Annotated in this window: 21 protein-coding genes; 11 read left to right on the forward strand and 10 right to left on the reverse strand. The window is 63.4% G+C overall.

Translation table 11 applies throughout. The features are described from left to right. Window positions 1-21: 21 nt before the first annotated feature. The 6 genes from INS93_RS01250 to mreB all read right to left on the reverse strand — a co-directional run bounded on the left by INS93_RS01250 (window position 22) and on the right by mreB (window position 8,711). On the reverse strand, window positions 22-3,843 hold the full coding sequence (locus tag INS93_RS01250) for a YhdP family protein (RefSeq protein WP_192979999.1): 3,822 nt from the start codon (window positions 3,841-3,843) through the stop codon (window positions 22-24). Between the two features lie 17 nt (window positions 3,844-3,860). Beyond that, window positions 3,861-5,318: a ribonuclease G gene (rng, locus tag INS93_RS01255; protein ID WP_192980000.1), complete on the reverse strand. Its 1,458-nt coding sequence runs from the start codon at window positions 5,316-5,318 to the stop codon at window positions 3,861-3,863. Between the two features lie 103 nt (window positions 5,319-5,421). Further along, window positions 5,422-6,024, reverse strand: coding sequence for a Maf family protein (locus INS93_RS01260; protein ID WP_192980001.1), 603 nt, complete (start codon window positions 6,022-6,024; stop codon window positions 5,422-5,424). Window positions 6,025-6,073: 49 nt separating this feature from the next. Next, window positions 6,074-6,562 (reverse strand): rod shape-determining protein MreD, encoded by a 489-nt coding sequence (mreD, locus tag INS93_RS01265; RefSeq protein ID WP_178094715.1) that lies wholly within the window; start codon window positions 6,560-6,562, stop codon window positions 6,074-6,076. Then, window positions 6,562-7,488 (reverse strand): rod shape-determining protein MreC, encoded by a 927-nt coding sequence (gene mreC, locus INS93_RS01270; RefSeq protein ID WP_372241845.1) that lies wholly within the window; start codon window positions 7,486-7,488, stop codon window positions 6,562-6,564. The genes mreD and mreC overlap by 1 nt, the downstream gene beginning before the upstream one ends. Window positions 7,489-7,673: 185 nt before the next feature. Beyond that, the gene (mreB, locus tag INS93_RS01275; RefSeq protein ID WP_013714086.1) at window positions 7,674-8,711 is read right to left on the reverse strand and encodes a rod shape-determining protein MreB; all 1,038 of its coding nucleotides are present in this window, start codon (window positions 8,709-8,711) and stop codon (window positions 7,674-7,676) included. A 236-nt stretch (window positions 8,712-8,947) separates the two neighbouring features. On the opposite strand from mreB, the gene gatC reads away from it, so the two are divergent. The 6 genes from gatC to INS93_RS01305 all read left to right on the forward strand — a co-directional run bounded on the left by gatC (window position 8,948) and on the right by INS93_RS01305 (window position 14,363). After that, window positions 8,948-9,235, forward strand: a complete 288-nt coding sequence (gatC, locus tag INS93_RS01280; RefSeq protein WP_160019457.1) for an Asp-tRNA(Asn)/Glu-tRNA(Gln) amidotransferase subunit GatC — start codon at window positions 8,948-8,950, stop codon at window positions 9,233-9,235. A gap of 15 nt (window positions 9,236-9,250) precedes the next feature. Then, on the forward strand, window positions 9,251-10,702 hold the full coding sequence (gene gatA / locus INS93_RS01285) for an Asp-tRNA(Asn)/Glu-tRNA(Gln) amidotransferase subunit GatA (RefSeq protein WP_192980002.1): 1,452 nt from the start codon (window positions 9,251-9,253) through the stop codon (window positions 10,700-10,702). Between the two features lie 142 nt (window positions 10,703-10,844). After that, window positions 10,845-12,293, forward strand: coding sequence for an Asp-tRNA(Asn)/Glu-tRNA(Gln) amidotransferase subunit GatB (gatB, locus tag INS93_RS01290; protein WP_192980003.1), 1,449 nt, complete (start codon window positions 10,845-10,847; stop codon window positions 12,291-12,293). Between the two features lie 72 nt (window positions 12,294-12,365). Next, a complete protein-coding gene (locus INS93_RS01295) occupies window positions 12,366-12,788 on the forward strand; it encodes a septal ring lytic transglycosylase RlpA family protein (protein WP_192980004.1) in 423 nt (140 codons plus the stop codon). A gap of 91 nt (window positions 12,789-12,879) precedes the next feature. Then, a complete protein-coding gene (locus tag INS93_RS01300; RefSeq protein ID WP_192980005.1) occupies window positions 12,880-13,974 on the forward strand; it encodes a calcium/sodium antiporter in 1,095 nt (364 codons plus the stop codon). 2 nt (window positions 13,975-13,976) lie between these two features. Beyond that, a complete protein-coding gene (locus INS93_RS01305; protein ID WP_192980006.1) occupies window positions 13,977-14,363 on the forward strand; it encodes a carboxymuconolactone decarboxylase family protein in 387 nt (128 codons plus the stop codon). A 65-nt stretch (window positions 14,364-14,428) separates the two neighbouring features. Here INS93_RS01305 and INS93_RS01310 read toward each other — a convergent pair whose 3' ends face one another. The 3 genes from INS93_RS01310 to INS93_RS01320 all read right to left on the reverse strand — a co-directional run bounded on the left by INS93_RS01310 (window position 14,429) and on the right by INS93_RS01320 (window position 17,413). After that, the gene (locus tag INS93_RS01310; protein WP_192980007.1) at window positions 14,429-15,370 is read right to left on the reverse strand and encodes an AEC family transporter; all 942 of its coding nucleotides are present in this window, start codon (window positions 15,368-15,370) and stop codon (window positions 14,429-14,431) included. A 213-nt stretch (window positions 15,371-15,583) separates the two neighbouring features. After that, window positions 15,584-16,144, reverse strand: a complete 561-nt coding sequence (locus INS93_RS01315; RefSeq protein WP_004424835.1) for a response regulator transcription factor — start codon at window positions 16,142-16,144, stop codon at window positions 15,584-15,586. Window positions 16,145-16,159: 15 nt separating this feature from the next. Beyond that, a complete protein-coding gene (locus INS93_RS01320; protein ID WP_074675904.1) occupies window positions 16,160-17,413 on the reverse strand; it encodes an ATP-binding protein in 1,254 nt (417 codons plus the stop codon). A gap of 378 nt (window positions 17,414-17,791) precedes the next feature. Between INS93_RS01320 and INS93_RS01325 the strand changes: the two genes are divergently transcribed. The 3 genes from INS93_RS01325 to INS93_RS01335 all read left to right on the forward strand — a co-directional run bounded on the left by INS93_RS01325 (window position 17,792) and on the right by INS93_RS01335 (window position 22,184). Further along, the gene (locus tag INS93_RS01325) at window positions 17,792-18,505 is read left to right on the forward strand and encodes an SIMPL domain-containing protein (protein WP_192980008.1); all 714 of its coding nucleotides are present in this window, start codon (window positions 17,792-17,794) and stop codon (window positions 18,503-18,505) included. A gap of 225 nt (window positions 18,506-18,730) precedes the next feature. Further along, window positions 18,731-20,329 (forward strand): ABC transporter substrate-binding protein, encoded by a 1,599-nt coding sequence (locus INS93_RS01330; RefSeq protein WP_192980009.1) that lies wholly within the window; start codon window positions 18,731-18,733, stop codon window positions 20,327-20,329. A 259-nt stretch (window positions 20,330-20,588) separates the two neighbouring features. Continuing rightward, the gene (locus tag INS93_RS01335) at window positions 20,589-22,184 is read left to right on the forward strand and encodes an ABC transporter substrate-binding protein (RefSeq protein ID WP_192980010.1); all 1,596 of its coding nucleotides are present in this window, start codon (window positions 20,589-20,591) and stop codon (window positions 22,182-22,184) included. Window positions 22,185-22,239: 55 nt separating this feature from the next. On the opposite strand, the gene INS93_RS01340 is transcribed toward INS93_RS01335, so the two are convergent. Continuing rightward, window positions 22,240-23,469, reverse strand: coding sequence for a M24 family metallopeptidase (locus tag INS93_RS01340; protein ID WP_192980011.1), 1,230 nt, complete (start codon window positions 23,467-23,469; stop codon window positions 22,240-22,242). Between the two features lie 187 nt (window positions 23,470-23,656). On the opposite strand from INS93_RS01340, the gene INS93_RS01345 reads away from it, so the two are divergent. Both INS93_RS01345 and INS93_RS01350 read left to right on the forward strand, forming a co-directional pair. Then, window positions 23,657-24,223, forward strand: coding sequence for a cupin domain-containing protein (locus INS93_RS01345; protein WP_192980012.1), 567 nt, complete (start codon window positions 23,657-23,659; stop codon window positions 24,221-24,223). 178 nt (window positions 24,224-24,401) lie between these two features. Continuing rightward, complete coding sequence (locus INS93_RS01350; protein WP_420707267.1) at window positions 24,402-25,991, forward strand: ABC transporter substrate-binding protein; 1,590 nt, start codon at window positions 24,402-24,404, stop codon at window positions 25,989-25,991. The last annotated feature ends 50 nt before the right edge of the window (window positions 25,992-26,041 follow it).

Genomic DNA, 26,041 nt, shown 5'->3' on the forward strand with positions numbered 1-26,041 from the left:
AGCGTACGCCAAGAGACTAGGTCATTGCGGTTTTTCGAAGGGCTTGTCGAAGCTGATCTCCGGGTCCTGCATCGGGCCCTTGACGTCGTACTGCACACTGGCGAAGCGGGCGACCTTGTCGCCGAGCAATTTGTCCACGACAAACAGCGCCCCGCCAATCGCCGGGGCGCCGACGATCAGCGCCGCCAGCGGCAGGTTGTTGGTCACCGGCAGGGTCACCAACAACTTGGCGTCGATGCGCTCGTTGTTCATGTCGAGATTGCCATTTAGTTCCAGATTGCTCGAAGGTCCGCTCAGGGTGATCGGTTCATGCGTCACGAACAGGCCATTGGTCGCCTGCAGGTTGCCCTTGACCCGGTCGTAACTCAGCCCCTTGCCCAGCAGGTCGGAGAAGTCCAGACGTAGGCGGCGACCAATGGAGTTGAAGTTGAGCAGGCCGAACACGCGCAGCGCCTGGGCCGAGCCCTGCACTTCGACGAACTGACCTTTGCGCAGCGAGGCGTCGAGATTGCCGGAGAAGCGCTTGAGCGAGAACCAGGCCGGCGAACCGGGCCAGCTGCCGTCGGCGTCCACACGGAAACTCTCACTGGTGACGCTCGGGGCGAAGTTCCAGGCCAGCAACACCTTGCTCAGCTCTTCACCCTGCAGGCGCCCCTTGTACCAACTGCTGGTGTTGCCCGGCGTACCACGCCAACCGGCGCTGCCCCCAATCTTCAGCCCCTGCAGGTCGAGGTCGAGCTCCTCGAAGCGAACACCCTGTGCTTCGGGCCTGACCTTGAGCGACCAGGCGCCCAGCACCTTGTCACCGCGCTGCACGCGCTCAATGGCGATATCCAGCGCCGGAATCTGCCGAGGGTCGATATCGGCCAGAGGATCGGGCGCATCGCTGACTTTCGTCGCCTCAGGATCTGGCGCCGGCAACCGCACGTGCTGCAGATCGATACGAATAGGCACACCCTCGGCATCGGCCAGCAGCACACGCCCGGCTGCCAACTCGCTGTCGAGTTGCAAGGCCCAGTCCCGCCCCTCTCGTGCCAGACCAAGCGTCAGCTGCTCGATCTCTTGACCAAAACCACGGAACCGCCCGATATCCAGTCGCGCGCTGCGAAACAGGCGCTGGCTGTCAGCATCCACCTTCACCGGATGTTGGGTGCCGAGCTGCTTCCAGGCATCCAGGTCCAGCTCATCCAGATGCCCACGCACACGTAAACCCTGACCGGGAGGCAGGCCGGCCGCACCGCCACCGAGCACCACCTCACCGCGTCCGTCAGCCAGCGCACCCGGGGGCGCGGCCAGACTCAGGCTGGCCAGCTCGCCATAGTTCGCCCAGTAACGACGCTCGCGCCCGGAAAGGGTCATGCGCCAGTCGGCATCACGCTCCTGCTGCGCCGTCTTGCCGAAGGGCGCAGGCAGATTGATCGCCACGCCGCGCAGATTGGAATCGACGCGCAGCTTGCTGTCATCGCCATCCAGGGTCAGGCGCAGTCGATAAGGCAGCAGTCCGCTGGCCGGCAACTTCTGCGGCCCGCCCAGCCACTGGCTGAGGGTATCGACCTGGACCTGTCCACGCAGATCGAACAACGTACGCGCCTGCCCACGCGCGCCCTCGGCGCGGATAGTGCCGCGCACCTGACGCCCGAGGACCTCGGCGCGAACGTCCGGCGCGCTCAACCCGGCTGCGCTATCGAAGCGAAACGCACCCTGCACCTTGCTCAGTTGCAAGGCGGGATTGGCCAGCTTGAGGCTCGCGCCCTCGGTGGCGAAGTCCACCACCACACCGGGCGGCTGCCCCTTCTGCAGCGGAATATCCAGCTTCAGACGCCCGGCCAGAGGCCCTTCACCTTGCCAACCGGCAAAGATCCCCGCTGTGCCCAGAGGCGCTTCCTGCAGCAGTTTGATGGCGTCACTCAGGCTGCTCTGCACCTCGCCATCGAGCTCCAGGCGCGGTGGCTTGCCATCATGCCGCAAGGGGATGTTGGCTGTGACGTCATTGACCTGACTCTCCAGCAAACGCCCGCTCTGCAGGCGCACGCGCACCGCATCATCCTCGATCAGCACCTCGCCCACACCCTCACGCAGCGACGGCCAGCCGGGCTGGAACGCCAGCTCGGCATCCTTGACCTTGAAGAACAGGCTGAGGCTGCGCGCGCCCAATGGTGCGCCCTTGTTCAGCGAACCCTGATACTGGAAGTAACCCTCTTCGACGTGCCCCGCGCGGATCGCCGTCTTCAACCAATGATCGAGCTCAGCGCTCATGCCCGGCGCGCGGCTCGGCAGGTACTTCTCGGTGTAGGCCGCATCGCCGTCGCGCATGCCGACACGCAGGTCCATGTAGTCTTCAGCCTCGGGATCGCGCAACAGGCGGATGAGCATGTCACCGGCGACCTGCCCTTCCTCGCCATCCACGCGCATATAGGGGCTATACAGGGTCAGGCCGGTTTCACTCCAGTCCCAGCTCAACCGTGCCTGGGCATGGCGATATCGCCAGGGTTCGGGGAACAGCTGATCCAGATGCAGGGCGAAATTCTCGCTGTTCAGGCGCAGTTCGCCCCGGAACATATTGCCCGAGGCACTGCCACTGACGTTCTCGGCCGCCGGCGCACCGTGATAGGCCTGAATGCCCACCTTGTCCAGGTTCGCGGCGAACTGCAGGCGCTCGGCGCCTTCACGCTGCGGGTAATAGTCGAGCAACAGGTTGTTGACAGCACCCACCGGAGCCAGCGCGACCAGCACATCGCGCGCTGCATCGGGCATCGGCACCAGCGCGTGAACCAACGGAGACCAGGCAGCGAGATCAAGCCGATCAGCCGTCAGCGCCCAGCGCTCGTCGGTTTCGCCTTCATCGCTCTGCTTCAGATTCAGGTGCAGCTCGCCGATGCGCTGCTCACCATGGGTCAGGGCCAGGGAGTCGATCTGCGCCCGCACGCCCTGCTTGTCTTGCGTGAAGAAGGCGTTGAAGGCCAGGTCCTTGAGCGTCACGACCTTGTGCTTGGCCTGGCCGCCGGCCAGCTCGGGGGCATGCAGACGCAAGGCGCCCTTGTCCAAGGCCAGGCCACGGCCCTCCAGCCACAGCTCACCGCCGGCCTGCAAGCGCTGCACCTGCCAGTCGCCAAGCAGCGATTTGGGCAGCCAGGTGGCCCAGTCGCTCTGCGGCAGGCTCAGATAGAGCTCGGACTGTGCCTCGCGCCAGGTCTTGGGCTGCATGCGCGTGCGCAGCCGCAGCGCCACAGGCTGACCATCAGGCAGCAGCAGGCGGCCGTCGAGGCGCTGACTGTTGCTGCCGTAACGCAGGCTCAGGTTGACGTAGCTGAGCAGCAGCGGCTCCTGATCGAGCGGCTGCAGCACCACACGACTGTCGAGCAGACTGATGCGGTGCACGATCTGCAACTGCTCCAGTAACTGCTCGACATTCAGCTCGGGGCCGCTGCGCTGTGGCAATCCTTGCAACTGCCAGCCACCTTCAGCGTTCTGCTGCACGTTCAATTGCAGGCCGTCGAATTGCAGGTGGGCGATGCGCGGCTGGCGTGCCAGCAGGCTAGCGCCCACATCCGGCACCAGTTGCACACGCTCCAGGCTCAGGCCTTGCTCTTCGTCACCCAGGTGCACGTCATGCGCCACCAGCACCGGGGCAAAACCCTGCCAATGACCTTCGAGGCGACCGATTCGTACCGGTACTCCCAGCTGCGTCGTGGCACGATCTTCCAGTTCGAGCCGGTATTCGGCCACCAGCGGCACCAGCTCACGGCCCAGGCTGACGTACAGCGCAGCCAGCACCAGCATGGCGGCGCAAAGACCCAGCCCCCAGCGCAGCAGCGCCGAAAACAGGCGCGCCAGGGCGTTCACCTCGATAGCTGGCGTGCTCAGAGCAGCACCACGTCGTACTGTTCCTGGGAATACATGGTTTCCACCTGGAACTTGATGGTACGTCCGATGAAGGCTTCCAGATCGGCGACGTTGCCCGACTCTTCATCGAGCAGGCGATCGACCACCTTCTGATTGGCCAGCACCCGATAGCTTTCCGCCTGGTAGGCGCGGGCTTCGCGCAGAATCTCGCGGAAGATCTCGTAGCAGATGGTCTCCGGCGTCTTCAGCTTGCCGCGCCCCTGACAGGCAGTGCAGGGCTCGCAGAGAATCTGCTCGAGGCTTTCGCGGGTACGCTTGCGGGTCATCTGCACCAGGCCGAGTTCGGTGATGCCGATGATGTTGGTCTTGGCGTGATCACGCTCGAGCTGCTTCTCCAGGGTACGCAGCACCTGGCGCTGATGCTCCTCGTCCTCCATGTCGATGAAGTCGATGATGATGATGCCGCCCAGGTTGCGCAGACGCAGCTGACGGGCAATGGCCGTGGCCGCCTCGAGATTGGTCTTGAAGATGGTTTCTTCGAGGGTGCGATGGCCAACGAAGGCGCCGGTGTTGACGTCGATGGTGCTCATCGCTTCGGCGGGGTCGACCACCAGATAACCTCCGGACTTCAGCGGCACCTTGCGCTCCAGTGCGCGCTGGATTTCGTCCTCGACACCGTACAGGTCGAAGATCGGTCGCTCGCCAGGATAATGCTCGAGGCGATCAGCGATCTCCGGCATCAATTCGGCGACGAACTGGGTGATTTTCTGGAAGGTTTCCCGCGAGTCCACGCGAATCTTCTCGGTCCGCGGGCTGACCAGGTCTCGCAGGGTACGCAGCGCCAGGGACAGATCCTCGTAGATCACCGTGGGCGCCTTGCAGTTCTGGATCTGCGCACCGATCTGGTCCCAGAGGCGGCGCAGGTAGCGGATGTCGATCAGAATTTCATCAGCACCCGCACCCTCGGCGGCGGTGCGCAGGATGAAGCCACCGGTTTCCTCGATACCCTCGGCGGCGACGCAATCGGCGACCACCTGCTTGAGACGCTCGCGCTCTGCTTCGTCTTCGATCTTCAGGGAAATACCGACATGACTGGTGCGTGGCATGTACACCAGATAGCGCGAAGGGATCGACAACTGAGTGGTCAGACGCGCCCCCTTGCTGCCGATGGGGTCCTTGGTGACTTGCACCACCAGGCTCTGCCCTTCGTGCACCAGCGCGCTGATCGGCTCTACCGCAGTTCCCTCGCGGGTGGAAATCTCGGAAGCATGAATGAAGGCCGCACGCTCCAGGCCGATATCGACGAAAGCCGCCTGCATGCCAGGTAGTACGCGCACCACCTTGCCCTTGTAGATGTTGCCGACGATGCCGCGCTTCTGCGTGCGCTCGACGTGCACTTCCTGCAGCACGCCGTTTTCCACCACCGCCACGCGCGACTCCATCGGCGTGATATTGATCAGAATCTCTTCGCTCATGCATCCATCCTGGTGATCATGCCGGCCGGGCTACTGCACCGCCCCGCGGACTCAAGCTTTCGGGCACGCCAAAAAACTACCTATGCTGCCACCGCCAGGGTTCTTAGCGCGGCCCTTTCGCCGGCAACTGCCAGCAGGCAATACCGAACTCGCCAAGCAACTCGGCAGTTTCGCACAGCGGCAGACCGACCACTGCCGAATAGCTGCCCCGTAATTGGCTGACGAACACGGCTGCCAACCCCTGGATACCATAACTGCCCGCCTTGTCGCAGGGTTCGCCGCTGGCCCAGTACGCTTCGATTTCCGCCTCGCCGATAGGACGAAAGCTCACTTCGCTGCTGACCACTCGCGCCGCCTCGCGGCCATCACCGACCAACGCCACAGCCGTCAGCACCTGATGACTGCGCCCCGACAGGGCCTGAAGCATCGCGCGTGACTCGGCGAAGTCCGCCGGTTTGCCAAGAATACGTCCATCGAGCACCACAGCGGTATCGGCGCCCAACACCACGGCATCTTCACGCCCGCCCAAGGCGAGCAGACCGGCGCGCGCTTTTTCACGCGCCAGGCGTTCTACATAGGCTGCCGCCGGTTCGGCTGGCAATGGATTTTCATCTATCGAGGCGATTTGCGTGACGCAAGGCACAGCGATCTGGGCCAGCAATTCACGGCGACGGGGCGAGGCGGAGGCCAGAAACAGCTCGGCCATACGGGTATCTCCCTTGGCGAACCGCGGCCAGCCGTGCGGCAGGCCGCGTTCAGTTGACGTTGAGGCGCAGGTGCAGACCGCGCAGGATGGCGCAGATCCAGGGCCACAGCAGGGCACTGACCAGTGCCGGCAGGACAAAGGCCAGGGTTGGCGGACGGCTACCGGTCAGGGCGTTAAGCCACAGCTGAACCAGCTGGGCAAGACCGAACACCACCATCAGCACCATGCTCTGTTGCCACATGGGGAACATGCGCAGGCGCTGATGCAGGCTCAGCACCAGAAAGGTGATCAGGGTGAGAATCAAGGCGTTCTGCCCGAGCAGCGTACCGAACAGTACGTCCTGCGCCAGGCCAAGAATCCAGGCGGTGGTCATGCCGACGCGATGCGGCAGGGCCAGCACCCAGTAGGTAAGGATCAATGCGACCCAAAGCGGGCGGCCGATCTGCATGAACTCGGGGAGCGGCGAAACGCTGAGCAACAACCCGAGCGCCAGGCTCAGCCAGATCACCCAGCCATTGCGGGGCAGTACGCCAGCCATCAGTTTGCCTCCTGTGCTGGGGCGTCTTCGGCCGATGCGTCGCTCTGCGCCGGCACCTGCTCGCCATTGCGTGCCTGCTCGGCTTCGCGGTCGGCAGCTTCCTGGGCCTCGGCGGAATCGTTGGCACGCTGCTCGGGAGTGCGCCGGTCGGAGAACACCAGCAGCAGGTAACGGCTGCGATTGAGTGCGGCAGTGGGTACGGCGCGGACGATGGCGAAGGGCTGGCCAGAGTCGTGAATCACTTCCTTGACCGTGGCCACCGGGTAACCGGCCGGGAAGCGCTGGCCCATGCCGGAGCTGACCAGCAGATCACCCTCCTTGATATCAGCGGTGTCGGCAACGTGGCGCAACTCCAGGCGCTCCGGGTTGCCAGTGCCAACGGCGATGGCACGCAGACCGTTACGATTGACCTGCACCGGGATGCTGTGCGTGTTGTCGGTAAGCAACAGCACGCGCGAGGTGTAGGGCATGATCTCGACCACCTGGCCCATCAGGCCGCGCGCATCGAGTACCGGCTGACCGAGGAACACGCCATCCTTCTCGCCCTTGTCGATGAGGATGCGGTGGGTATAGGGGTTGGGATCGACGCCGATCAGCTCGCCGACCAACACCTCCTCGTCCACCAGCGCGGCGGAGTTGAGCAGTTCACGCAGACGCACGTTCTGCTCAGTCAGCGCTGCCAGCTTCTGCAGGCGGCGCTGCAGCAGCAGGGCCTCGGCCTTGAGCTTCTCGTTCTCGGCCATCAGCTCGCTGCGCGAGGAAATCTGCTGAGTCGCCCCATCCCAGACGCGAACGGGCACATCGGCTAGCCAATAAAAGGGCGTGAGCACCAGCCCCATCTGGCTGCGCATCGGCTTGAGGGTCTCGAAGCGGGCATCGACCACCATCAGCACCGCCGACAACACGGCAAATACCAACAGACGAATGCCCAGCGAGGGACCTTTGGCGAAGAGCGGCTTAATGACCTGCTCCTCGTGCGCCACAGGGGCGGAAAGCGCGCGAATTCATGCGAAAGGCAAACCGGTCAGGCGAAGGTTGGGCCGAGTGTACTGCAATGCTCGAATATGCGCGTGCCGCCCGAAGGCGGCACGGCAGGCACGCGGAGTGAACCTTACTCGGTGGAGAGCAGATCCATGGCGTGGCGGTCCATCATTTCCAGGGCCTTGCCGCCGCCACGGGCGACGCAGGTCAGCGGGTCCTCGGCAACGATCACCGGCAGACCGGTTTCCTGGCTCAGCAGCTTGTCCAGATCACGCAGCAGTGCACCACCACCGGTCAGCACCAGGCCGCGCTCGGCGATATCCGAGGCCAGCTCGGGCGGCGATTGCTCCAGCGCGCTCTTGACTGCCTGGACGATGGTCGCCAGAGATTCCTGCAGCGCTTCGAGCACTTCGTTGGAGTTCAGGGTGAAGCTGCGCGGTACGCCCTCGGCCAGGTTACGGCCGCGTACGTCGACTTCACGAATCTCGCCACCCGGATAGGCGGTGCCGATTTCCTGCTTGATACGTTCAGCGGTGCCTTCACCGATCAGCGAACCGTAGTTGCGGCGCACATAGGTGATGATGGCTTCGTCGAAACGGTCGCCGCCGACACGGACGGATTCGGCGTAAACCACACCATTCAGGGAAATCAGGGCGATCTCGGTGGTACCGCCGCCGATATCGACGACCATCGAACCGCGCGCCTCTTCGACCGGCAGGCCGGCACCGATGGCAGCGGCCATCGGCTCTTCGATCAGGAACACTTCGCGGGCACCGGCGCCGAGGGCCGATTCACGAATGGCGCGGCGCTCGACCTGGGTCGATTTGCACGGCACACAGATCAGCACGCGCGGCGACGGCTGCAGGAAGCTGTTCTCATGAACCTTGTTGATGAAGTACTGCAGCATCTTCTCGCAGACGCTGAAGTCGGCGATCACGCCGTCTTTCATCGGACGAATCGCGGAGATGTTGCCAGGCGTACGGCCGAGCATGCGCTTGGCCTCGGTGCCGACGGCCACGACGCTCTTCTGGTTGCCGTGGGTACGGATGGCGACCACGGACGGTTCATTCAGGACGATACCGCGCTCGCGCACATAAATAAGGGTATTGGCAGTGCCCAGGTCGATCGACAGATCGCTGGAAAACATGCCACGCAGTTTCTTGAACATTAGGAAGGGACCCTAGGCAACGCGTGGGTGAAGGCCAGGCGCGGAAAACGCGCAGGTAAAAAGTGCGGCAAACTCTAACAACGGCAGGGATTTTGAGCAAGGCGGCAATATGGTAGATTGCCTGTTTTTCCGGGCCTTGTAGCTGCACATCGCGGCCTTTGACCGCTGGCTCGCGACATACGTTCCCTGCAGCTGCTCACCGGCCCCTCTGTCACACTTCCACTGGAGAACCCCCGATGGCGCTTGAACGCTCCGAGGTGGAAAAAATCGCCCACCTGGCCCGCCTGGGTCTGAATGAAGGCGATATTCCGCAAACCACCGAGACCCTGAACAGCATTCTCGGCCTGATCGACCAGATGCAGGCCGTCGACACCCAGGGTATCGAACCCCTGGCCCACCCGCTGGAAGCCACCCAGCGCCTGCGTGCCGACGTGGTCAACGAGAGCAACCAGCGCGACGCCTACCAGGCCATCGCCCCGGCCGTGGAAAACGGCCTGTACCTCGTGCCGAAAGTCATCGAATAAAGGAAAGGGCTCGACATGCATCAATTGACCCTGGCCGAGATCGCCCGTGGCCTCGCCGACAAGCAATTCTCTGCCGAAGAACTGAGCCGTAGCCTGCTGGCGCGTATCGCGCAGCTCGACCCGCAGCTCAACAGCTTCATCACCGTCACCGAAGACCTTGCGCTGGAACAAGCCAAAGCCGCCGACGCCCGTCGCGCTGCCGGCGAAAACAGCCCGCTGCTCGGCGCACCGATCGCCCACAAGGACCTGTTCTGCACCAACGGCGTGCTGACGTCCTGTGGCTCGAAGATCCTCACCGGTTTCAAGGCGCCCTATGACGCCACCGTGGTGGAGAAACTCAAGGCCGCCGGCACCGTCACCCTGGGCAAGCTGAACATGGACGAATTCGCCATGGGCTCGGCCAACGAATCCAGCCACTACGGCCCGGTGAAGAACCCTTGGGACACCAGCCGCGTACCGGGCGGTTCTTCGGGCGGCTCGGCTGCCGCCGTAGCCGCACGCCTGCTGCCGGCTGCCACCGGCACCGATACCGGCGGCTCAATCCGCCAGCCGGCTGCGCTGACCAACCTCACCGGCATCAAACCCACCTACGGCCGCGTCTCGCGCTGGGGCATGATCGCCTACGCCTCCAGCCTCGATCAGGGCGGCCCGCTGGCCCGTACCGCCGAGGACTGCGCCCTGCTGCTCGGCGCCATGGCCGGTTTCGACAGCAAGGATTCCACCAGTGTCGACCAGCCGGTCGATGACTACCTGGCCGCCCTCGCCCAGCCACTGGCAGGCCTGCGTATCGGCCTGCCGAAGGAATACTTCGGTGCAGGTCTGGACGCGCGTATCGGCGAGAAGGTGATGGCCGTGGTCGAAGAGCTGAAAAAGCTCGGGGCCACCGTCAAGGAGATCAGCCTGCCGAACATGCAGCACGCGATCCCCGCCTACTACGTGATCGCGCCGGCCGAGGCCAGCTCCAACCTGTCGCGTTTCGACGGCGTACGCTTCGGCTACCGCTGCGAGAACCCGAAAGACCTGCAGGATCTGTACAAGCGCTCGCGCGGTGAGGGCTTCGGTGCCGAGGTCAAACGCCGCATCATGGTCGGCACCTACGCGCTGTCCGCCGGCTACTACGACGCCTACTACATCAAGGCCCAGCAGATTCGCCGACTGATCAAGAACGACTTCGTCGCAGCCTTCAAGGACGTCGACGTGATCCTCGGTCCGACCACGCCGAACCTGGCCTGGAAGCTTGGCGAGAAGAACGCCGACCCGGTGTCCGCCTATCTGGAAGACATCTACACCATCACTGCCAACCTGGCCGGCATTCCCGGCCTGTCGATGCCGGCCGGCTTCGTCGATGGTCTGCCGGTGGGCGTGCAGTTGCTCGGCAACTACTTCCAGGAAGGTCGTCTGCTGAATGTCGCGCATCAGTACCAGCAGGTCAGCGACTGGCATAAAGCGACGCCCGCAGGATTCTGAGACAGCCCTCCCCTCTTCCCTTCTCGTTCATGACGAGCGGGAGAGGGGCCGGGGGAAAGGGTATGGCCCGCCACCCTCTCCCCAACCCTCTCCCGCAAGCGGGAGAGGGGGCAGACCGCAAAACATTTGAGGGATATTGAACATGCAATGGGAAACCGTGATCGGGCTTGAGATCCACGCTCAGCTCAGCACCCAATCGAAGATTTTCTCGGCCAGCGCCACCACCTTTGGCGCCGAGCCCAACACCCAGGCCAGCCTGGTCGACCTCGGCATGCCCGGCACCCTGCCGGTACTGAACGCCGAAGCCGTGCGCATGGCCTGCCAGTTCGGCCTGGCCATCGACGCCGAGATCGCCGAACGTAACGTCTTCGCGCGCAAGAACTACTTTTACCCGGACTTGCCCAAGGGCTACCAGACCAGCCAGATGGACCAACCCATCGTTGGCAAGGGCTTCCTCGACATCACCCTGGAAGACGGCACCGTCAAGCGCATCGGCATTACCCGCGCGCACCTGGAAGAAGACGCCGGCAAGAGCCTGCACGAAGACTTCCACGGCATGAGCGGCATCGACCTGAACCGCGCCGGCACACCGCTGCTGGAGATCGTCTCCGAACCGGACATTCGTTCGGCCAAGGAAGCCGTGGCCTACGTGAAGGCGATCCATGCGCTGGTGCGTTACCTCGGCATCTGCGACGGCAACATGGCCGAAGGCTCGCTGCGCTGCGACTGCAACGTCTCCGTGCGCCCAGTCGGCCAAGCGGAATTCGGCACCCGCGCCGAGATCAAGAACGTCAACTCCTTCCGCTTCATCGAAAAGGCCATCAATCACGAAGTGCAGCGCCAGATCGAGCTGATCGAGGACGGCGGCAAGGTGGTGCAGGAAACCCGCCTGTACGATCCGAACAAGGATCAGACCCGCTCCATGCGCAGTAAGGAAGAAGCCAACGACTACCGTTACTTCCCCTGCCCGGACCTGCTGCCGGTGGTGATCGAACGCAGCTTCCTCGACGAACTGCGCACCGGCCTGCCCGAACTGCCGCCGCAGAAGCGTGAGCGTTTCGAGAGCCAGTTCGGCCTGTCCACCTACGACGCCAGCGTGCTGAGTGCCAGCCGCGAGCTGGCCGACTACTTCGAAGTGGTCGAGAAGACCTGCGGCGATGCCAAGCTGTCGGCCAACTGGGTGATGGGCGAGCTGTCCAGCCTGCTCAACAAGGAAGGCCTGGAGATCGAGCAGTCGCCAGTGTCCGCCGAGCAACTGGGCGGCCTGATCCTGCGCATCAAGGACAACACCATCAGCGGCAAGATCGCCAAGATGGTCTTCGAGGCCCTGGCTGCCGGTGAAGGCGCCAGCGCTGACGAGATCATCGAGAAGAAGGGCCTCAAGCAGGTCACCGACTCCGGCGCCATCGAAGCCATGCTCGATGAAGTACTGGCTGCCAACGCCGAGCAGGTCGAGCAATACCGCGCCAGCGATGAAGCCAAGCGCGGCAAGATGTTCGGCTTCTTCGTCGGCCAGGCCATGAAAGCCTCCAAGGGCAAGGCCAACCCGGGGCAAGTGAACGAACTGCTGAAGAAGAAGCTCGAAGGCTGAGCCAGGCCGGCTCGCTTACGCTAGCTGCAATGACGCCGGGCTCGCCCGGCGTTTTTCATGGAGACCGCGAATATGACGATGCGTAACCCGGATGCAATCCGGGAACCTTTGCTACCCCGGATTACATCCGGGCTACAGGCCTGTGCACTGCTCGGTGCACTCGCCCTGCTCGGCGGCTGCTCCACCTTCGGCGGCGGCTCTGGCAGCAGCGAAACCGGCAAGGCCTCCTATTACGGTGACCGCCACCACGGCCAGCGCACCGCCAGCGGCGAGCGCTTCGATCAGAATGCGCTGACCGCCGCTCATCGCACCCTGCCCTTCGGCACCCGGGTGCGGGTCACCAACCTGAACAACGAGCGCAGCGTGGTGCTGCGCATCAACGACCGCGGCCCCTTCGTGCGCGGTCGCGTCATCGACGTTTCCCGCGCTGCCGCCGTGCGCCTCGACATGCTGCGCGCAGGCGTGGTGCCGGTCAGGATCGAGACGCTGGACTGAGGAACAATTGGCAACAAAATCTTTCTGCCGCCCCTGGCGGCCAAAAACGCCATCGCTACACTAGCCGCACTTTTTTCGGAGCTACCCTGCAATGACCCTGATGACCTATGTCTACCTGATCGCCGGCCTGGTGCTGCTGGTTGCCGGCGCCGAGGTACTGGTACGCGGCGCCGCCAAGCTGGCCGCACAGTTCGGCATTCCGCCACTGGTAATCGGCCTGACCGTGGTGGCCTTCGGCACCAGCGCGCCGGAAACCGCAGTCAGCGTGCAGTCGGCGCTCAATGGCAGCGGCGATCTGGCCATCGGCAACGTGGTCGGCAGCAACATCGCCAACGTCCTGTTGATTCTGGGCGTGACAGCCCTGGTCGCACCGCTGGTCGTCTCGCGCCAGCTCATTCGCCTCGATGTGCCCATCATGATCGGCGCCAGCCTGGTCACCTTCGGCCTGGCCTGGGATGGTGAACTGAGCCGTTTCGATGGCACCTTGCTGTTCGCCGGCGTGCTGGCTTACACCGGTTTCCTGATCTATAGCGCGCGCAAGGACAAGGGCGGCGACGATGACGAATTCGCCAAGGAATTCGGCCTCGACGAGGCGCCCAAGCCTTATGCCTGGGCGATCAACCTGGGCCTGATCATCGCCGGCCTGGTCCTGCTGGTGGTGGGTTCCAACTTCCTGGTCGAAGGCGCCGTGCAACTGGCGCGCGCGCTGGGCCTTTCCGAGCTGGTGATCGGCCTGACCGTGATCGCCATCGGCACCTCACTGCCGGAGCTGGCCACCTCGATCATCGCGGCGTTCAAGGGCGAGCGCGACATCGCCGTGGGCAATATCGTCGGCAGCAACATCTTCAACCTGCTCTGCGTACTGGGCCTGGCCTCTCTGGTTTCGCCCGCCGCCATCGCAGTATCGCCCAACGCCCTGGCCTTCGATTTCCCGGTGATGATCGCCGTGGCCGTCGCCTGCCTGCCGATCTTCTTCAGCGGCTATCGCATCAATCGCTGGGAAGGCCTGCTGTTCCTGGGCTACTACGTGGCCTACACCCTCTATCTGGTGATGTTCAGCACGGGCCGCCCGCTGGCTCAGACCTTTGGTGACGCGATGATCGGCTACGCACTGCCGCTTACCGCCATCACCCTGGTGATCATCGCCGGGCGCGCCTGGCACAGACAGCGTGGCGAGCAGGTGTGAGCATGAGCGACAACCATGATCGCGGCGTGCAGGTACGCCGCGAGGTGATGGGCGACACGTTCGTCGATCGCGCCCTGGGCAACGCCACCGAGTTCACCCAGCCGCTGCAGGATTTCGTCAACGAGCATGCCTGGGGCGGCGTGTGGACGCGCAGCGGCCTGCCGCGCGCGACCCGCAGCCTGATCACCCTGGCCGCGTTGACCGCGCTGAAATGCCCGCAGGAACTCAAAGGCCATGTGCGCGGCGCACTGAACAACGGCTGCACCGTCGAGGAAATTCGCGAAACCCTGCTGCACTGCGCGGTGTATGCCGGCGTGCCGGCCAGCATCGATGCCTTCCGCGCTGCACAGGAAGTGATCGACGAGTACCAGAACAACACTCGTTCGTAGGGTGTGCTGTGCGCACCAACCATCACCGCCATCGGTGCGCACCGCGCACCCTGCGGCGCCCTCCCCTAGATCCAGCCACCCCACTGCAGTATCAGCAGACCGATATTGGTGGTGACCACCGCCGCCAGGGTGGTGATGACAATGATGGCCGCCGCCAGCTCATGGTTGGCGCCCACCGCGCGGGCCATGACGAAGCTGGCCGCCGCCGTCGGGCTGGCGAAGTAGAGAAACAGGATCGCCAGATCCGCCCCACGGAAGCCCAGCAGCCAGGCGCCGAAGGTGCTCAGCAGCGGCAGCCAGACCATCTTCATCATCCCTGAACCGATGGCCGTGCCGCTGCTGCGGCGCAACGACGCCAGACTCAGGGTGCCGCCAATGCAGATCAGCGCCAGCGGCAGGGTCATCTGCGCGAAGTACTCGGCCGAGGTCAGGAACCACTGCGGCAGCGGGATTTTCCAGTAGGCAATCGGCACCGCCAGCAGCACGCCAATGATCATCGGGTTGGTCACGATGCTGCGCGCGATGGCCTTGGCGCCGGGTTTCACGCCTGGGCTGTAGATGGCCAGAACCACCGCCGAGAGCGCGTTGTAGCAAAGGATCACCAGTGCGGCGAGCAGCGAACCGACCGACAGGCCATAGTCGCCGTACATGCTGGTCGCTAGCGCCAGACCGACGATACCGTTGTTGCCACGGAAGGCGCCCTGGGTGTAGATGCCACGATCCTCGAACGGCACCCGCCAGATCGCCCAGGCCCAGGCGACGAAGAACGACGCAGTAGTGGCCAGAAAGAAGTAGCTCAGCAACTGCGGCTGCATGGCCGTATCCAGGTCAGCCTTGACCACACCGAGAAACAGCAGGGTCGGCATGGTGCCGCGAAACACCAGGCTCGAAGCAGTGTCGATGAAGGGCGTATCGATCCAGCGCAGGCGTTTGAGCGCCACGCCGAGAAACAGCATGGCGAACACGGGCGCGGTGATGGCAAGGGTTTGTGCAGCGACGGCGAGCATGACGACACCAGCAGGTTGTCTGACGACCTATGTTAGCTGGCTAAGCATCTTCCTGCCATGGGCAAAAGCCACGCAGCTGTAGGGCGGGCCGGGCGGCGATCCGCTTTAGCCCACGCTGAGCCCGCGTTGATGAGCTCAAGCCCATCCTACGGCCTAAGCCTGCCGGTGGGCTAAAGCCCACCCTACGCACTGCGGGTCTGGGTGTGCGAAGGCTTAGCGGCGAACCGGACGTTTCTGCAACTTGCGCTGCAGGGTGCGGCGATGCATGCCCAGGGCACGGGCGGTGGCGGAGATATTGCCTTCATGCTCGGCCAGCACGCGCTGGATGTGTTCCCACTGCAGACGGTCCACCGACATTGGGTTTTCCGGCACCAGGCTGTCGAGGTCGGCATGCTCGGAAAGCAGTGCAGTGAGGACGTCGTCGGCATCGGCCGGTTTGCACAGGTAGTTGGCAGCGCCGCGCTTGATCGCCTCGACGGCGGTGGCGATGCTCGAGTAACCGGTGAGGATCACCACACGCATCTCGGCGTCCAGCTCCAGCAATTTGGGCAGCAGCACCAGACCGGAGTCGCCTTCCATCTTCAGGTCGACCACGGCGTAATCCGGCAGGTCGTCCTTGGCCAGGGCCAGGCCTTCTTCGGCGCTGGAGGCGGTAGACACGCGCAGACCGCGGCGGCTCATGGCACGCGCCATCACGCGGGTAAAGGTGGGATCGTCATCGACCAATAGCAGATGGGGCTGCTCTTCGCCTTCGAACAGGGACTCGTCGCTCATGCTGGGTTTTCCTTGTCAGGCCACGCCATAGGCTCGCGGCAACTTCAATTCGGTGAGGGTGCCGCCTTCTTCATGGTTATACAACTTAACCGTGCCACCAGCACGGGTCACGCTGGCCTGGCTGAGAAACAGTCCCAGGCCGAAGCCCTTGCCCTTGGTGGTGAAGAAGGGGCGCCCAAGCTGCTCGGCGATGGCCAGCGGCACACCTGCACCGTGGTCGCGGATGCTCAGGCGCAGCCACTGGTGGTCCCAGTCCAGGCGAATGTCGAGTTTGTCCGGGCAGGCATCGGCAGCGTTGTTGAGCAGATTGAGCAGGGCCTGGGTGAGATCGGCCGGCGGCATGATGCGCGGCGGCGTGCCACGGCCCAGACACTGATAGCGGTAGCTGGCCTCGGGACGCATCAGGTGCCAGCGATTGAGGGTCGTTTCCAGCCATTCGACACAGGACTGCTCCACCACCGCCTGGCGCCGATCATTCTCGGCGGCACGCACCAGTTGCTGCAGGGTGTACTTGCACAGTTTGACCTGCTCCTGCAGCAGGGCCAGGTCATCCTGCAGCGCCGGCTTGTCGCGATACTCCTGACGCAGCTCCTTGAGCAGCACGCTCATGGTGCCCAGCGGCGTACCCAGTTCATGGGCGGCGCCCGCAGCCTGAGTGGCCACAGCCAGCAGTTGTTGGTCGCGCAGACTTTCCTCGCGGCGCTCGGCGCGCAGCTCATCCTGGCGGCGCAGCTCCTCGGCCATCTTGGCAACGAAGAACGTGATCAGCGCAGCAGACAGGGCAAAGCTCAGCCACATGCCGTAGACCAGCAGGCTCTCACGCGCCGCGGGCAGCTCGAGCGGATGGGTCCACACCAGCAGCAGGGTGTAACCGGCCAACGCCAGGCCGGCCAGGACGATGGTGAACATCCAGGGTAGCGTTGCCGCAGCAATGGTCAGCGGCACCAGATAATAGGAAACGAAGGGGTTGGTTGAACCACCCGAGTAATACAGCAGCACGCTGTGGATGATCAGGTCGCAGCCCAGTTGCACGGCGTACTCGACCTCGGTCACCGGCCAGGGGCCACGCAGGCGCACGGCCGTACCCAGGCACAACAGCAGAGAAACGCCAAGGGTGACCGATAATTGCAACCAGGGTAGCGGTAGCATGCCCGACTTGTAGGCGAGACCGACCGAGCCTGCCTGAGCGGCCAGCACCAGAATACGGATAAGGGTCAGCCGCCAGAGGTTCTGGCGACTGGCGGAGAGTAACTGCACGGGTTCGAGCATGACGACTCCATTGGTTGCGCCGAGTATAACCAAGCTTGGCGCGGCCCTCCGCCGCTGCGGCAACCGGACGCACACTTCGCCGCAGCCCGCTCGGTGGGCAGGATGAAAAAAATTGCACGGCATTAACCCGGATCGCGACTCGCCTTCGTCTAACCTCGGGAACGGGCTTGCCACGAGCGGCCCCGAATGATGAAAGCCGGCAGCATGCCCTCCCTCATCCGGCGCTTCGCGCCACCTTGATCCACAGGGATGTGGTGAATGCAGAACTCCCGCCGGGAGCGGGAGCTGCCTCCCGGAGGGAGAAGGGCATCAATGAGGGCGTCGCTACGCGACTTTCACGCTAAACGGCCACAAGGCCATCGAAAAAGGAACCGCACCATGCGCACCATGACCCGTATCGCCACCGCCCTCGCCCTCACCGCCGCCAGCCTGGCCAGCACCGGCCTGCTGGCCGCCGAGGCGCGTTACAACCAGATCGCCCTGCGCGCCGAGGTCAATCAGGAAGTGGCGCACGATCTGATGCACGTCACCCTCTATACCGAAGCGCAGCACAGCGACCCGGCCAAACTGGCCGCCGAGATCACCACTACCCTCAACAAGACGCTGGAGCAGGTCCGTCAGGTCAAGGGCGTGGCAGTCAAACTCGGCAGCCGCAACAGCTACCCGGTGTATGACGACAAGGGCCAGAAGATCACCGCCTGGCGCGAGCGCGCCGAAGTACGTCTGGAAAGCGCTGACTTCGCCCGCTTGTCCACCCTCACCGGTGAATTGCTGCAATCGATGAAGATCGCCGGCATGGATTTCAGCATCGCCACCGACACCCGCAAGACCCGTGAAGATGCCATGCTCAAAGACGCCGTGAATGCCTTCAAGGCGCGCGCGCAACTGGCCACCGAAGCGCTTGGCGGCAAGGGCTACAAGCTGGTCAGCCTGAACCTCAACACCGGTGGTTTCCAGCCGCCAATGGCCATGCGCAACTTCGAAGCCAAGGGCATGGCGATGATGGATTCTGCCCCCACACCGCAAATCGAAGCCGGTACCAGCCAGGTCACGGTCAGTGCCGACGGCGTCATCGAAGTGCAGATGCCCTGAACCTCGCTCCGCAACAAAGCAGCGCCGTTATCGTCAGATAACGGCGTTTCGCCATCTTTTCCCTGCAAAATTTTCATAAATGCGACAGCAAATTACAGCGCTGTAGCGCTAACCATTTTCCGCGCGGCAACCCCCTTGCCTCGGGCACAAGGCCTGCATAGTTTCGGCGGTGGTCTCCACAAGAGGCTCCTCAAGGACCACAACCACAACAACGATGAGGTCAAGATGCGCAAGAACGCCATTCTCCAGGCTTTACTCACCGCTGGGCTGATCGCCAGCGCTCCCCTCGCCAGCGCCGCCAACCTGGTGTTCTGCTCCGAAGGCAGCCCTGCCGGTTTCGACCCAGGGCTGTACACCACCGGCACCGACTTCGACGCCGCCGCAGAAACCATCTTCAACCGCCTGACCCAGTTCGAGCGCGGCGGCACCAAGGTCGAGCCCGGCCTGGCAGAAAGCTGGGAGGTGTCCGACGACGGTCTGACCTACACCTTCAAACTGCGCCCCGGGGTGAAGTTCCACACCACCGAATACTTCAAGCCCAGCCGCGAATTCAATGCCGACGACGTGCTGTTCACCTTCGGCCGCATGCTCGACAAGGAGCATCCGTTCCGCAAGGCGTACCCTACCGAGTTTCCCTACTTCACCGACATGGGCATGGACAGCAACATCGCCAAGCTGGAGAAGCTCGATGACATGACCGTGCGCTTCACCCTCAACGACGTGGACGCCGCCTTCGTGCAGAACCTGGCGATGAGCTTCGCCTCGATCCAGTCCGCCGAGTACGCCGACCAGTTGCTCAAGGCCGGCAAGGCCGCCGACATCAATCAGAAACCCATCGGCACCGGCCCCTTCGTATTCAGCCGCTATCAGAAGGACGCGGTGATCCGCTACAAGGGCAACCAGGACTACTGGAAGCCCGATGACGTGAAGATCGACAACCTGATTTTCGCCATCAACACCGACTCGTCCGTACGCATGCAGAAGCTCAAGGCCGGCGAATGCCACGTCACCCTGTTCCCGCGTCCGGCCGACATCGAGGCGCTGCAGAAGGACGCCAAGTTGCAGATGCCCGAACAGGCCGGCTTCAACGTCGGCTACATCGCCTACAACGTCACCCACCCGCCGTTCGACAAACTGGAAGTGCGCCAGGCGCTGGACATGGCGGTGAACAAGCAGGCCATCCTCAACGCGGTCTACCAGAACGCCGGGCAACTGGCGGTCAACGGCATGCCGCCGACCCAATGGTCGTATAACGAGGACATCAAGGACCCGGCCTTCGACCCGGAAAAGGCCAGGGAGCTACTCAAGGCCGCTGGCGTCAAGGAAGGTACCGAGATCACCCTGTGGGCCATGCCGGTGCAGCGCCCGTATAACCCCAATGCCAAGCAGATCGCCGAAATGCTGCAGGCCGACTGGTCCAAGATCGGCATCAAGGCACGCATCGTCAGCTACGAGTGGGGCGAGTACCTCAAGCGCGCCAAGGCCGGCGAACACGACGCCATGCTGATCGGTTGGAGTGGCGACAACGGTGACCCGGACAACTGGCTCGGCACCCTCTACGGCTGCGACGCGGTCGACGGCAACAACTTCTCCAAGTGGTGCTTCGAGGACTACGACAAGCTGGTCAAGGCCGCCAAGCGCACCACCGACGTGGCCGAACGCACCGAGTTGTACAAGCAGGCGCAGGTAATCCTCAAGCGTGAGGTGCCGATCACCCCGCTGGCCCACTCCACCGTGTACCAGCCGATGCGCAAGGAAGTGCAGGACTTCCGCATCAGCCCGTTCGGCATCAACTCGTTCTATGGTGTAGGTATCGGCAAGTGAGGGCGCGCGGCGCCCGCTAGTGGGCTGCGCCAGCCGGTCGGCCTCCGTAAGGTGTGCTATGCGCACCGCGTACTCGGAGAACCTGAAAGCTGGTGCGCACCGCGCACCCTACGGATCAGTGCGCTGCCTCGGCCGGTTGGCTTGCGTAGGGTGTGCTGTGCGCAACCCGTACTCGGAGAATCCGAACCTGGTGCGCATGGCGCACCCTACGCATGACCGCCGCAAACCAGGCCCAACACCCCTCGACCAAGGAGTTGCCATGTCAGCCCTGTTTTTTCCGCGCGGCGTCCTGCTGCTGGCCGCGGTGCTTACCGCTCAGGTCCAGGCCGCCAGCCTGGTGGTCTGCAGTGAAGCCAGCCCGGAAGGGTTCGACATCGTTCAATACACCGCTGCCACCACCGCCGATGCCACGGCTGAAACCCTGTTCGAACGCCTGGTGGCCTTCACCCCTGGCAGCACCGAAATCGTGCCGGCATTGGCACAAAGCTGGGAAATAGCCGATGACGGCCGGAGCTACACCTTCACGCTACGCAAAGGAGTTAAATTCCACGCCAACCAGGATTTCAGCCCCAACCGCGAATTCAATGCCGACGATGTGCTGTGGAGCTTCCAGCGCCAGCTTGACCCGGCGCATCCCTGGCACGAGCTGTCGCTACGCGGCTTCCCCTACGCAGAGGCCATGGGCCTGGCGCAACTGATCGAGCGCATCGACAAGCTCGACCAGCACCGCGTGCGCTTCGTCCTCAAACACCCGGAGGCGCCTTTCCTGGCCAACCTGGCCATGGGTTTCGCCTCGATCTACTCGGCCGAATATGCCGACCATCTGCTCGCAACGAACCAACCCGAACGCCTGAACAATGCGCCCATCGGCACCGGGCCTTTCGTTTTCGAGCGCTACGCCAAGGACGCTCAGATACGCTTTCGCGGCAACCCCGATTACTGGAATGGCGCACCCAAGGTGGAGCGTCTGGTGCTGGCCATCACCCCCGAGCCCAACGTGCGCCAGCAAAGGCTCAAGGCCGGCGACTGCCAGATCGCCCTCTACCCGCGCCCAGTGGACATCCCGGCGCTGAAGGCCGACCCGAAACTGCAGGTGCTGGAGCTGGATTCGCTGCTGACTGCCTATATCGGCATCAACACCCGCCACCCGCCGCTGGACGATGTACGCGTGCGCCAGGCGTTGAATCTGGCGTTCGACAAGGCTGCCTACATTCGCGCGCAGTATGGCGAAGGTAATGCCACGCCGGCCGTGGCACCTTACCCGGCGACGCTCTGGGGTCATGACCCCACTCTCACCGACTGGCCGCACGATCCCGAACGCGCCCGCCAACTGCTGGCCGAGGCCGGTCACGCCGACGGCTTTGCCCTGTCGATCTGGACCCGCCCCGGTGGTGGGCCGACCAACCCCAACCCCGGCATCGGCGCGCAGATGCTGCAGGCCGATCTCGCCGCCATCGGCATTCGCAGCGACATTCGCGTGTTCGAGTGGGGTGAGCTGATCAAGCGTGCCAAGAACGGCGAGCACGACCTGGTGTTCATGGGCTGGGCCGGCGACAACGGTGACCCGGACAACTTCCTCACCCCCAATCTGTCCTGCGCCGCTGCCGAAAGCGGCGAGAACCAGGCGGGCTGGTGCGACAAGGCCTTCGATGCCCTGATAACCCAGGCACGCCGCGAGCCCGATACGAGCAAACGCACCGCGCTGTATCGCCAGGCGCTGGCGATCTTCCATGAGCAGGCGCCGTGGATTGCCCTCGCCCATCCCAAGCAGTTCGCAGCGTTGCGCAAGGGCGTCGAAGGCTTCGTGCTCAGCCCGATGGGCTCGAACAACTATTCCAGGGTGAACGTGCCATGAACGACCATGGTTCGATCCCTGATGGGCAGGGCGTCCGAGTCAGACTTGGGCGCAGTTAGGCGCCCAGACCGAAGGGATCGTCCACCGAATGACTGGGCTGGGTAAACCAGCGCGGGCCGTCGGCGGTCATGTAGAAGTGATCTTCGAGGCGGATACCGAACTCGCCCGGCACGCAGATCATCGGCTCGTTGCTGAAGCACATGCCCTCTGCCAGCGGGGTGTCATCGCCGCCGACCAGATAGGGTCCTTCGTGAATGTCCAGGCCGATACCGTGCCCCGTACGGTGCGGCAGGCCTGGCAAGCTGTAGCCAGGCCCAAGCCCTGCCGCCTCCAGGCTACGCCGCGCCGCCGCGTCCACCGACGAACAGGGCGCCCCTAAGGTGGCCGCCTCGAAAGCCGCCTGCTGAGCGGCTTTCTCCTTGTTCCAGAAGTCGCGCTGGCGCGCGCTGGGCGTGCCGAAAACGTAGCTGCGAGTAATGTCCGACAGGTAACTGTGCACCTTGCAGCCGGTGTCGATCAGCACCATGTCGCCGTCCTTGAGCCGCTGCGCATGCTTGACCCCATGCGGAAAGGCACTGGCAGCACCGAACAGCACGATGCAGAAGATCGAGCCAGGTGAACCGACACGGCGGTGCGCCTGATGGATGAACTCGGCAACTTCAGTGGTGCTGATACCTTCATGAAGAATGCTCGCAGCTGCCTTGTGCACTTCCAGGGTCATGTCCTTGGCGCGCTGCATCAGGGCGATTTCGGCTGGCGATTTGGATTGGCGACAGGCCGTGGTGATGCTGCCGGCATCGACGAAGCGATAACCGCTGGTCAGTTGGCGAATGCCCTCGAACATGAAAAAAGGCAAAGAAGAACAAAGACCTACCTTCGGCTGCGCACCATCATTGGGCAATATCCCCAGGCGCTTCAGGCAGTTCAGAAGTAACACGTAGGGGCTTTCGTGCTCCTGCCAGGTATTGATCGCGCCGGGCACCACCTGAAAGTCGCGCACCGTGCCTTCCTCGAATGCAGGTGCCAGGTACTCCAGTGCGCCGCTGGCCGGCAGAATCGCACCGACCATACGTTCGCTGGCATGCCACTGCACGCCGGTGAAGTACTGCAGGTTGCTGCCGGCAGCCAGAAACAGCGCGGCGATATCCTGCTCGCGCATCAGCGCCTGAGCGCGGGCGATGCGTACCTGGTACTCCGCCTCGCTGATCGGCTCAGCGCCGGCCATCATGTTCTGCAGGCGCGCCAAGGCCTGCTCCGGCGTGCTGCCGCCCACTCCCAGTGTCATCTGCGCATCCTCGTCTGGCGCCCACGACGAACATCGTCACCGGGCAATTGGTTGCGGCAAAATTTAAGTGGAACTTAAATTCTGGTCAAAGTTTTTTTCAGCTGGACTTAAAAAGCGCGTCGGCATCAGGCTGAAGTCCCAGTAGCTCATGGCTATACTGCGCTGACCCGAACAGCGAGCCACCTCCATGACCGCAGATCGCATTGGCGAACGCTTGCGCCGCTACCGGCGGGCCGCCGGCAAGACCCTCAATCAGGTAGCCGCAGACGCCGGCTTGACCGCCAGCTTCCTGTCCCAGGCAGAACGCAACCTGACCGGCGTATCGCTATCCTCGCTGGCGAGCATCGCCAAGTCACTCGACATACCGCTCAACGTGCTGTTCGACCAGCCCACCCAGGCGCAGCCGGATTCTCACGTCAACGAACGGGTGCGCTACACCGTCGGCGGTCAGTTGCTGGCCTACGAGCGCCTGTCCAGCTCATTTCCCGGTAACTCGATCAACGCGGTGAAGATGAACATTCCGGTGGGTTATCAGTCTGAACTGATCGCGCATGAGGGCGTGGAATTCTCCTACGTGCTCAGCGGGCAGATCGTCTACACCATCGAGGGTCGCGACTACCCCCTCGGCCCCGGCGACTCGGTGCATTTCGATGCCGGCAAGCTGCATCGCCTGGCCAATACTGCCGATGCCCCGGCCGAGGTGCTGACCATGACCACCATGGCGCTTTTCGGCGATCACCCCGCCAACGAGTGATCTTTTGCCCCAATTCAGGGCAAACATGCGCAATGTTAGTGCTGCTTAATTTTTGTTGACCACAATTTCAGCATGACTTAATTTCGAGCTCGACCCGGTGGGCTACCCGCCTTCACCGCATACCGAGCTCGCGCTGCACCCAGGCGCGAACAAAAAGAAAAAAGAGGTTCGCATGCGTATGTCTCCCCTGTGCAAGGCCCTGCTTACCGCAGGACTGCTCACCAGTGCTTCGTTCGCCCACGCCAGCAACCTGGTGTATTGCTCCGAAGGCAGCCCGGGCGGTTTCGACCCCGGTCAGTACACCACCGGCACCGACTTCGATGCGGCCTCGGAAACCATCTTCAACCGCCTCGCCGAATTCGAGCGCGGCGGCACCAAGGCACAACCGGCTCTCGCCAGCTCCTGGGACATCAGCGAAGACGGCCTGACCTACACCTTCCATTTGCGCAAGGGGGTCAAGTTCCACAGCACCGACTACTTCAAGCCGACACGCGACTTCAACGCCGACGATGTGCTGTTCACTTATCAGCGCATGCTCGATCGCAACCACCCGTTCCGCCAGGCATACCCCAGCGAGTTCCCCTACTTCACCGATATGGGCCTGGACAAGAACATCGCCAGCATCGAGAAGGCCGACGACATGACCGTGGTCTTCACCCTCAACGCCGTGGATGCGGCCTTCGTGCAGAACCTGGCGATGAACTTCGCCGCCGTGCATTCGGCCGAGTACGCGGACCAGTTGCTCAAGGCTGGCAAGGCCGACGAGATCAACCAGAAACCCATCGGTACTGGCCCATTCGTATTCAGCCGCTATCAGAAGGACGCGGTGATCCGCTTCAAGGGCAACACGCAATACTGGGCACCCGAACAGGTGAAGATCGATAACCTGATCTTCTCCATCAACACCGACGCCTCGGTACGCGCACAGAAGCTGCGCGCCGGTGAATGCCACGTCACCCTCAACCCGCGCCCTGCCGACCTGCAGGGTCTGCAGGCCGACAAGAACCTCGCGGTACCGACCGAGCCTGGCTACAACGTCGGCTACATCGCCTACAACGTCACCCGTGCGCCATTCGACCAGCGCGAAGTACGTCAGGCGCTGGACATGGCAGTGAACAAGGCAGCGATTATCGACGCCGTGTACCAGGGCGCCGGCCAGCTGGCCGTGAACGGCATGCCGCCAACCCAGTGGTCCTACGACGAGTCGATCAAGGATGCCGCCTACGACCCGGAGAAAGCCAAGGAGCTGCTCAAGGCCGCTGGCGTGAAAGAAGGTACCGAGATCACCCTGTGGGCCATGCCTGTGCAGCGCCCCTACAACCCCAACGCGCGGCTGATGGCCGAGATGCTGCAAAACGACTGGGCCAAGATCGGCATCAAGGCCCGTATCGTCAGCTACGAGTGGGGCGAGTACATCAAGCGTGCCCATGCAGGTGAACACGACGCCATGCTGATCGGCTGGACCGGCGACAACGGTGACCCGGACAACTGGCTCGGTACCCTGTACGGCTGCGCCTCGGTAGACGGCAACAACTTCTCCAAGTGGTGCGACAGCGAATACGACAAGCTGGTGGTCGCCGCCAAGCGCGTGACCGATCAGGAACAACGCAGCGAGCTGTATCGTCAGGCCCAGGTGGTTCTCAAGCGCGAAGTGCCGATCACGCCGATCGCTCACTCCACGGTCTACCAACCGATGCGCACCAGCGTCAAAGGCTTCCAGATCAGTCCCTTCGGTCGCAACAGCTTCATCGGTGTCAGCAACGACTGATAGCCGGCTGTGCGAGCGCCCCCGAACGACGCCCCGGGCAAACGCCCGGG

The organism is Pseudomonas sp. EggHat1 (genome assembly GCF_014892995.1).
Classification (GTDB): domain Bacteria; phylum Pseudomonadota; class Gammaproteobacteria; order Pseudomonadales; family Pseudomonadaceae; genus Aquipseudomonas; species Aquipseudomonas chaetocerotis.

Excerpts from the sequence above, each read along its gene's own strand:
- rng (WP_192980000.1), bottom strand. The coding sequence starts at position 5,318 with ATGAGCGAAGAGATTCTGATCAATATCACGCCGATGGAGTCGCGCGTG.
- INS93_RS01260 (WP_192980001.1), bottom strand. The coding sequence starts at position 6,024 with ATGGCCGAGCTGTTTCTGGCCTCCGCCTCGCCCCGTCGCCGTGAATTG.
- mreD (WP_178094715.1), bottom strand. The coding sequence starts at position 6,562 with ATGGCTGGCGTACTGCCCCGCAATGGCTGGGTGATCTGGCTGAGCCTG.
- mreB (WP_013714086.1), bottom strand. The coding sequence starts at position 8,711 with ATGTTCAAGAAACTGCGTGGCATGTTTTCCAGCGATCTGTCGATCGAC.
- gatC (WP_160019457.1), top strand. The coding sequence starts at position 8,948 with ATGGCGCTTGAACGCTCCGAGGTGGAAAAAATCGCCCACCTGGCCCGC.
- gatA (WP_192980002.1), top strand. The coding sequence starts at position 9,251 with ATGCATCAATTGACCCTGGCCGAGATCGCCCGTGGCCTCGCCGACAAG.
- gatB (WP_192980003.1), top strand. The coding sequence starts at position 10,845 with ATGCAATGGGAAACCGTGATCGGGCTTGAGATCCACGCTCAGCTCAGC.
- INS93_RS01295 (WP_192980004.1), top strand. The coding sequence starts at position 12,366 with ATGACGATGCGTAACCCGGATGCAATCCGGGAACCTTTGCTACCCCGG.
- INS93_RS01300 (WP_192980005.1), top strand. The coding sequence starts at position 12,880 with ATGACCCTGATGACCTATGTCTACCTGATCGCCGGCCTGGTGCTGCTG.
- INS93_RS01305 (WP_192980006.1), top strand. The coding sequence starts at position 13,977 with ATGAGCGACAACCATGATCGCGGCGTGCAGGTACGCCGCGAGGTGATG.
- INS93_RS01310 (WP_192980007.1), bottom strand. The coding sequence starts at position 15,370 with ATGCTCGCCGTCGCTGCACAAACCCTTGCCATCACCGCGCCCGTGTTC.
- INS93_RS01315 (WP_004424835.1), bottom strand. The coding sequence starts at position 16,144 with ATGAGCGACGAGTCCCTGTTCGAAGGCGAAGAGCAGCCCCATCTGCTA.
- INS93_RS01320 (WP_074675904.1), bottom strand. The coding sequence starts at position 17,413 with ATGCTCGAACCCGTGCAGTTACTCTCCGCCAGTCGCCAGAACCTCTGG.
- INS93_RS01325 (WP_192980008.1), top strand. The coding sequence starts at position 17,792 with ATGCGCACCATGACCCGTATCGCCACCGCCCTCGCCCTCACCGCCGCC.
- INS93_RS01330 (WP_192980009.1), top strand. The coding sequence starts at position 18,731 with ATGCGCAAGAACGCCATTCTCCAGGCTTTACTCACCGCTGGGCTGATC.
- INS93_RS01335 (WP_192980010.1), top strand. The coding sequence starts at position 20,589 with ATGTCAGCCCTGTTTTTTCCGCGCGGCGTCCTGCTGCTGGCCGCGGTG.
- INS93_RS01340 (WP_192980011.1), bottom strand. The coding sequence starts at position 23,469 with ATGACACTGGGAGTGGGCGGCAGCACGCCGGAGCAGGCCTTGGCGCGC.
- INS93_RS01345 (WP_192980012.1), top strand. The coding sequence starts at position 23,657 with ATGACCGCAGATCGCATTGGCGAACGCTTGCGCCGCTACCGGCGGGCC.
- INS93_RS01350 (WP_420707267.1), top strand. The coding sequence starts at position 24,402 with ATGTCTCCCCTGTGCAAGGCCCTGCTTACCGCAGGACTGCTCACCAGT.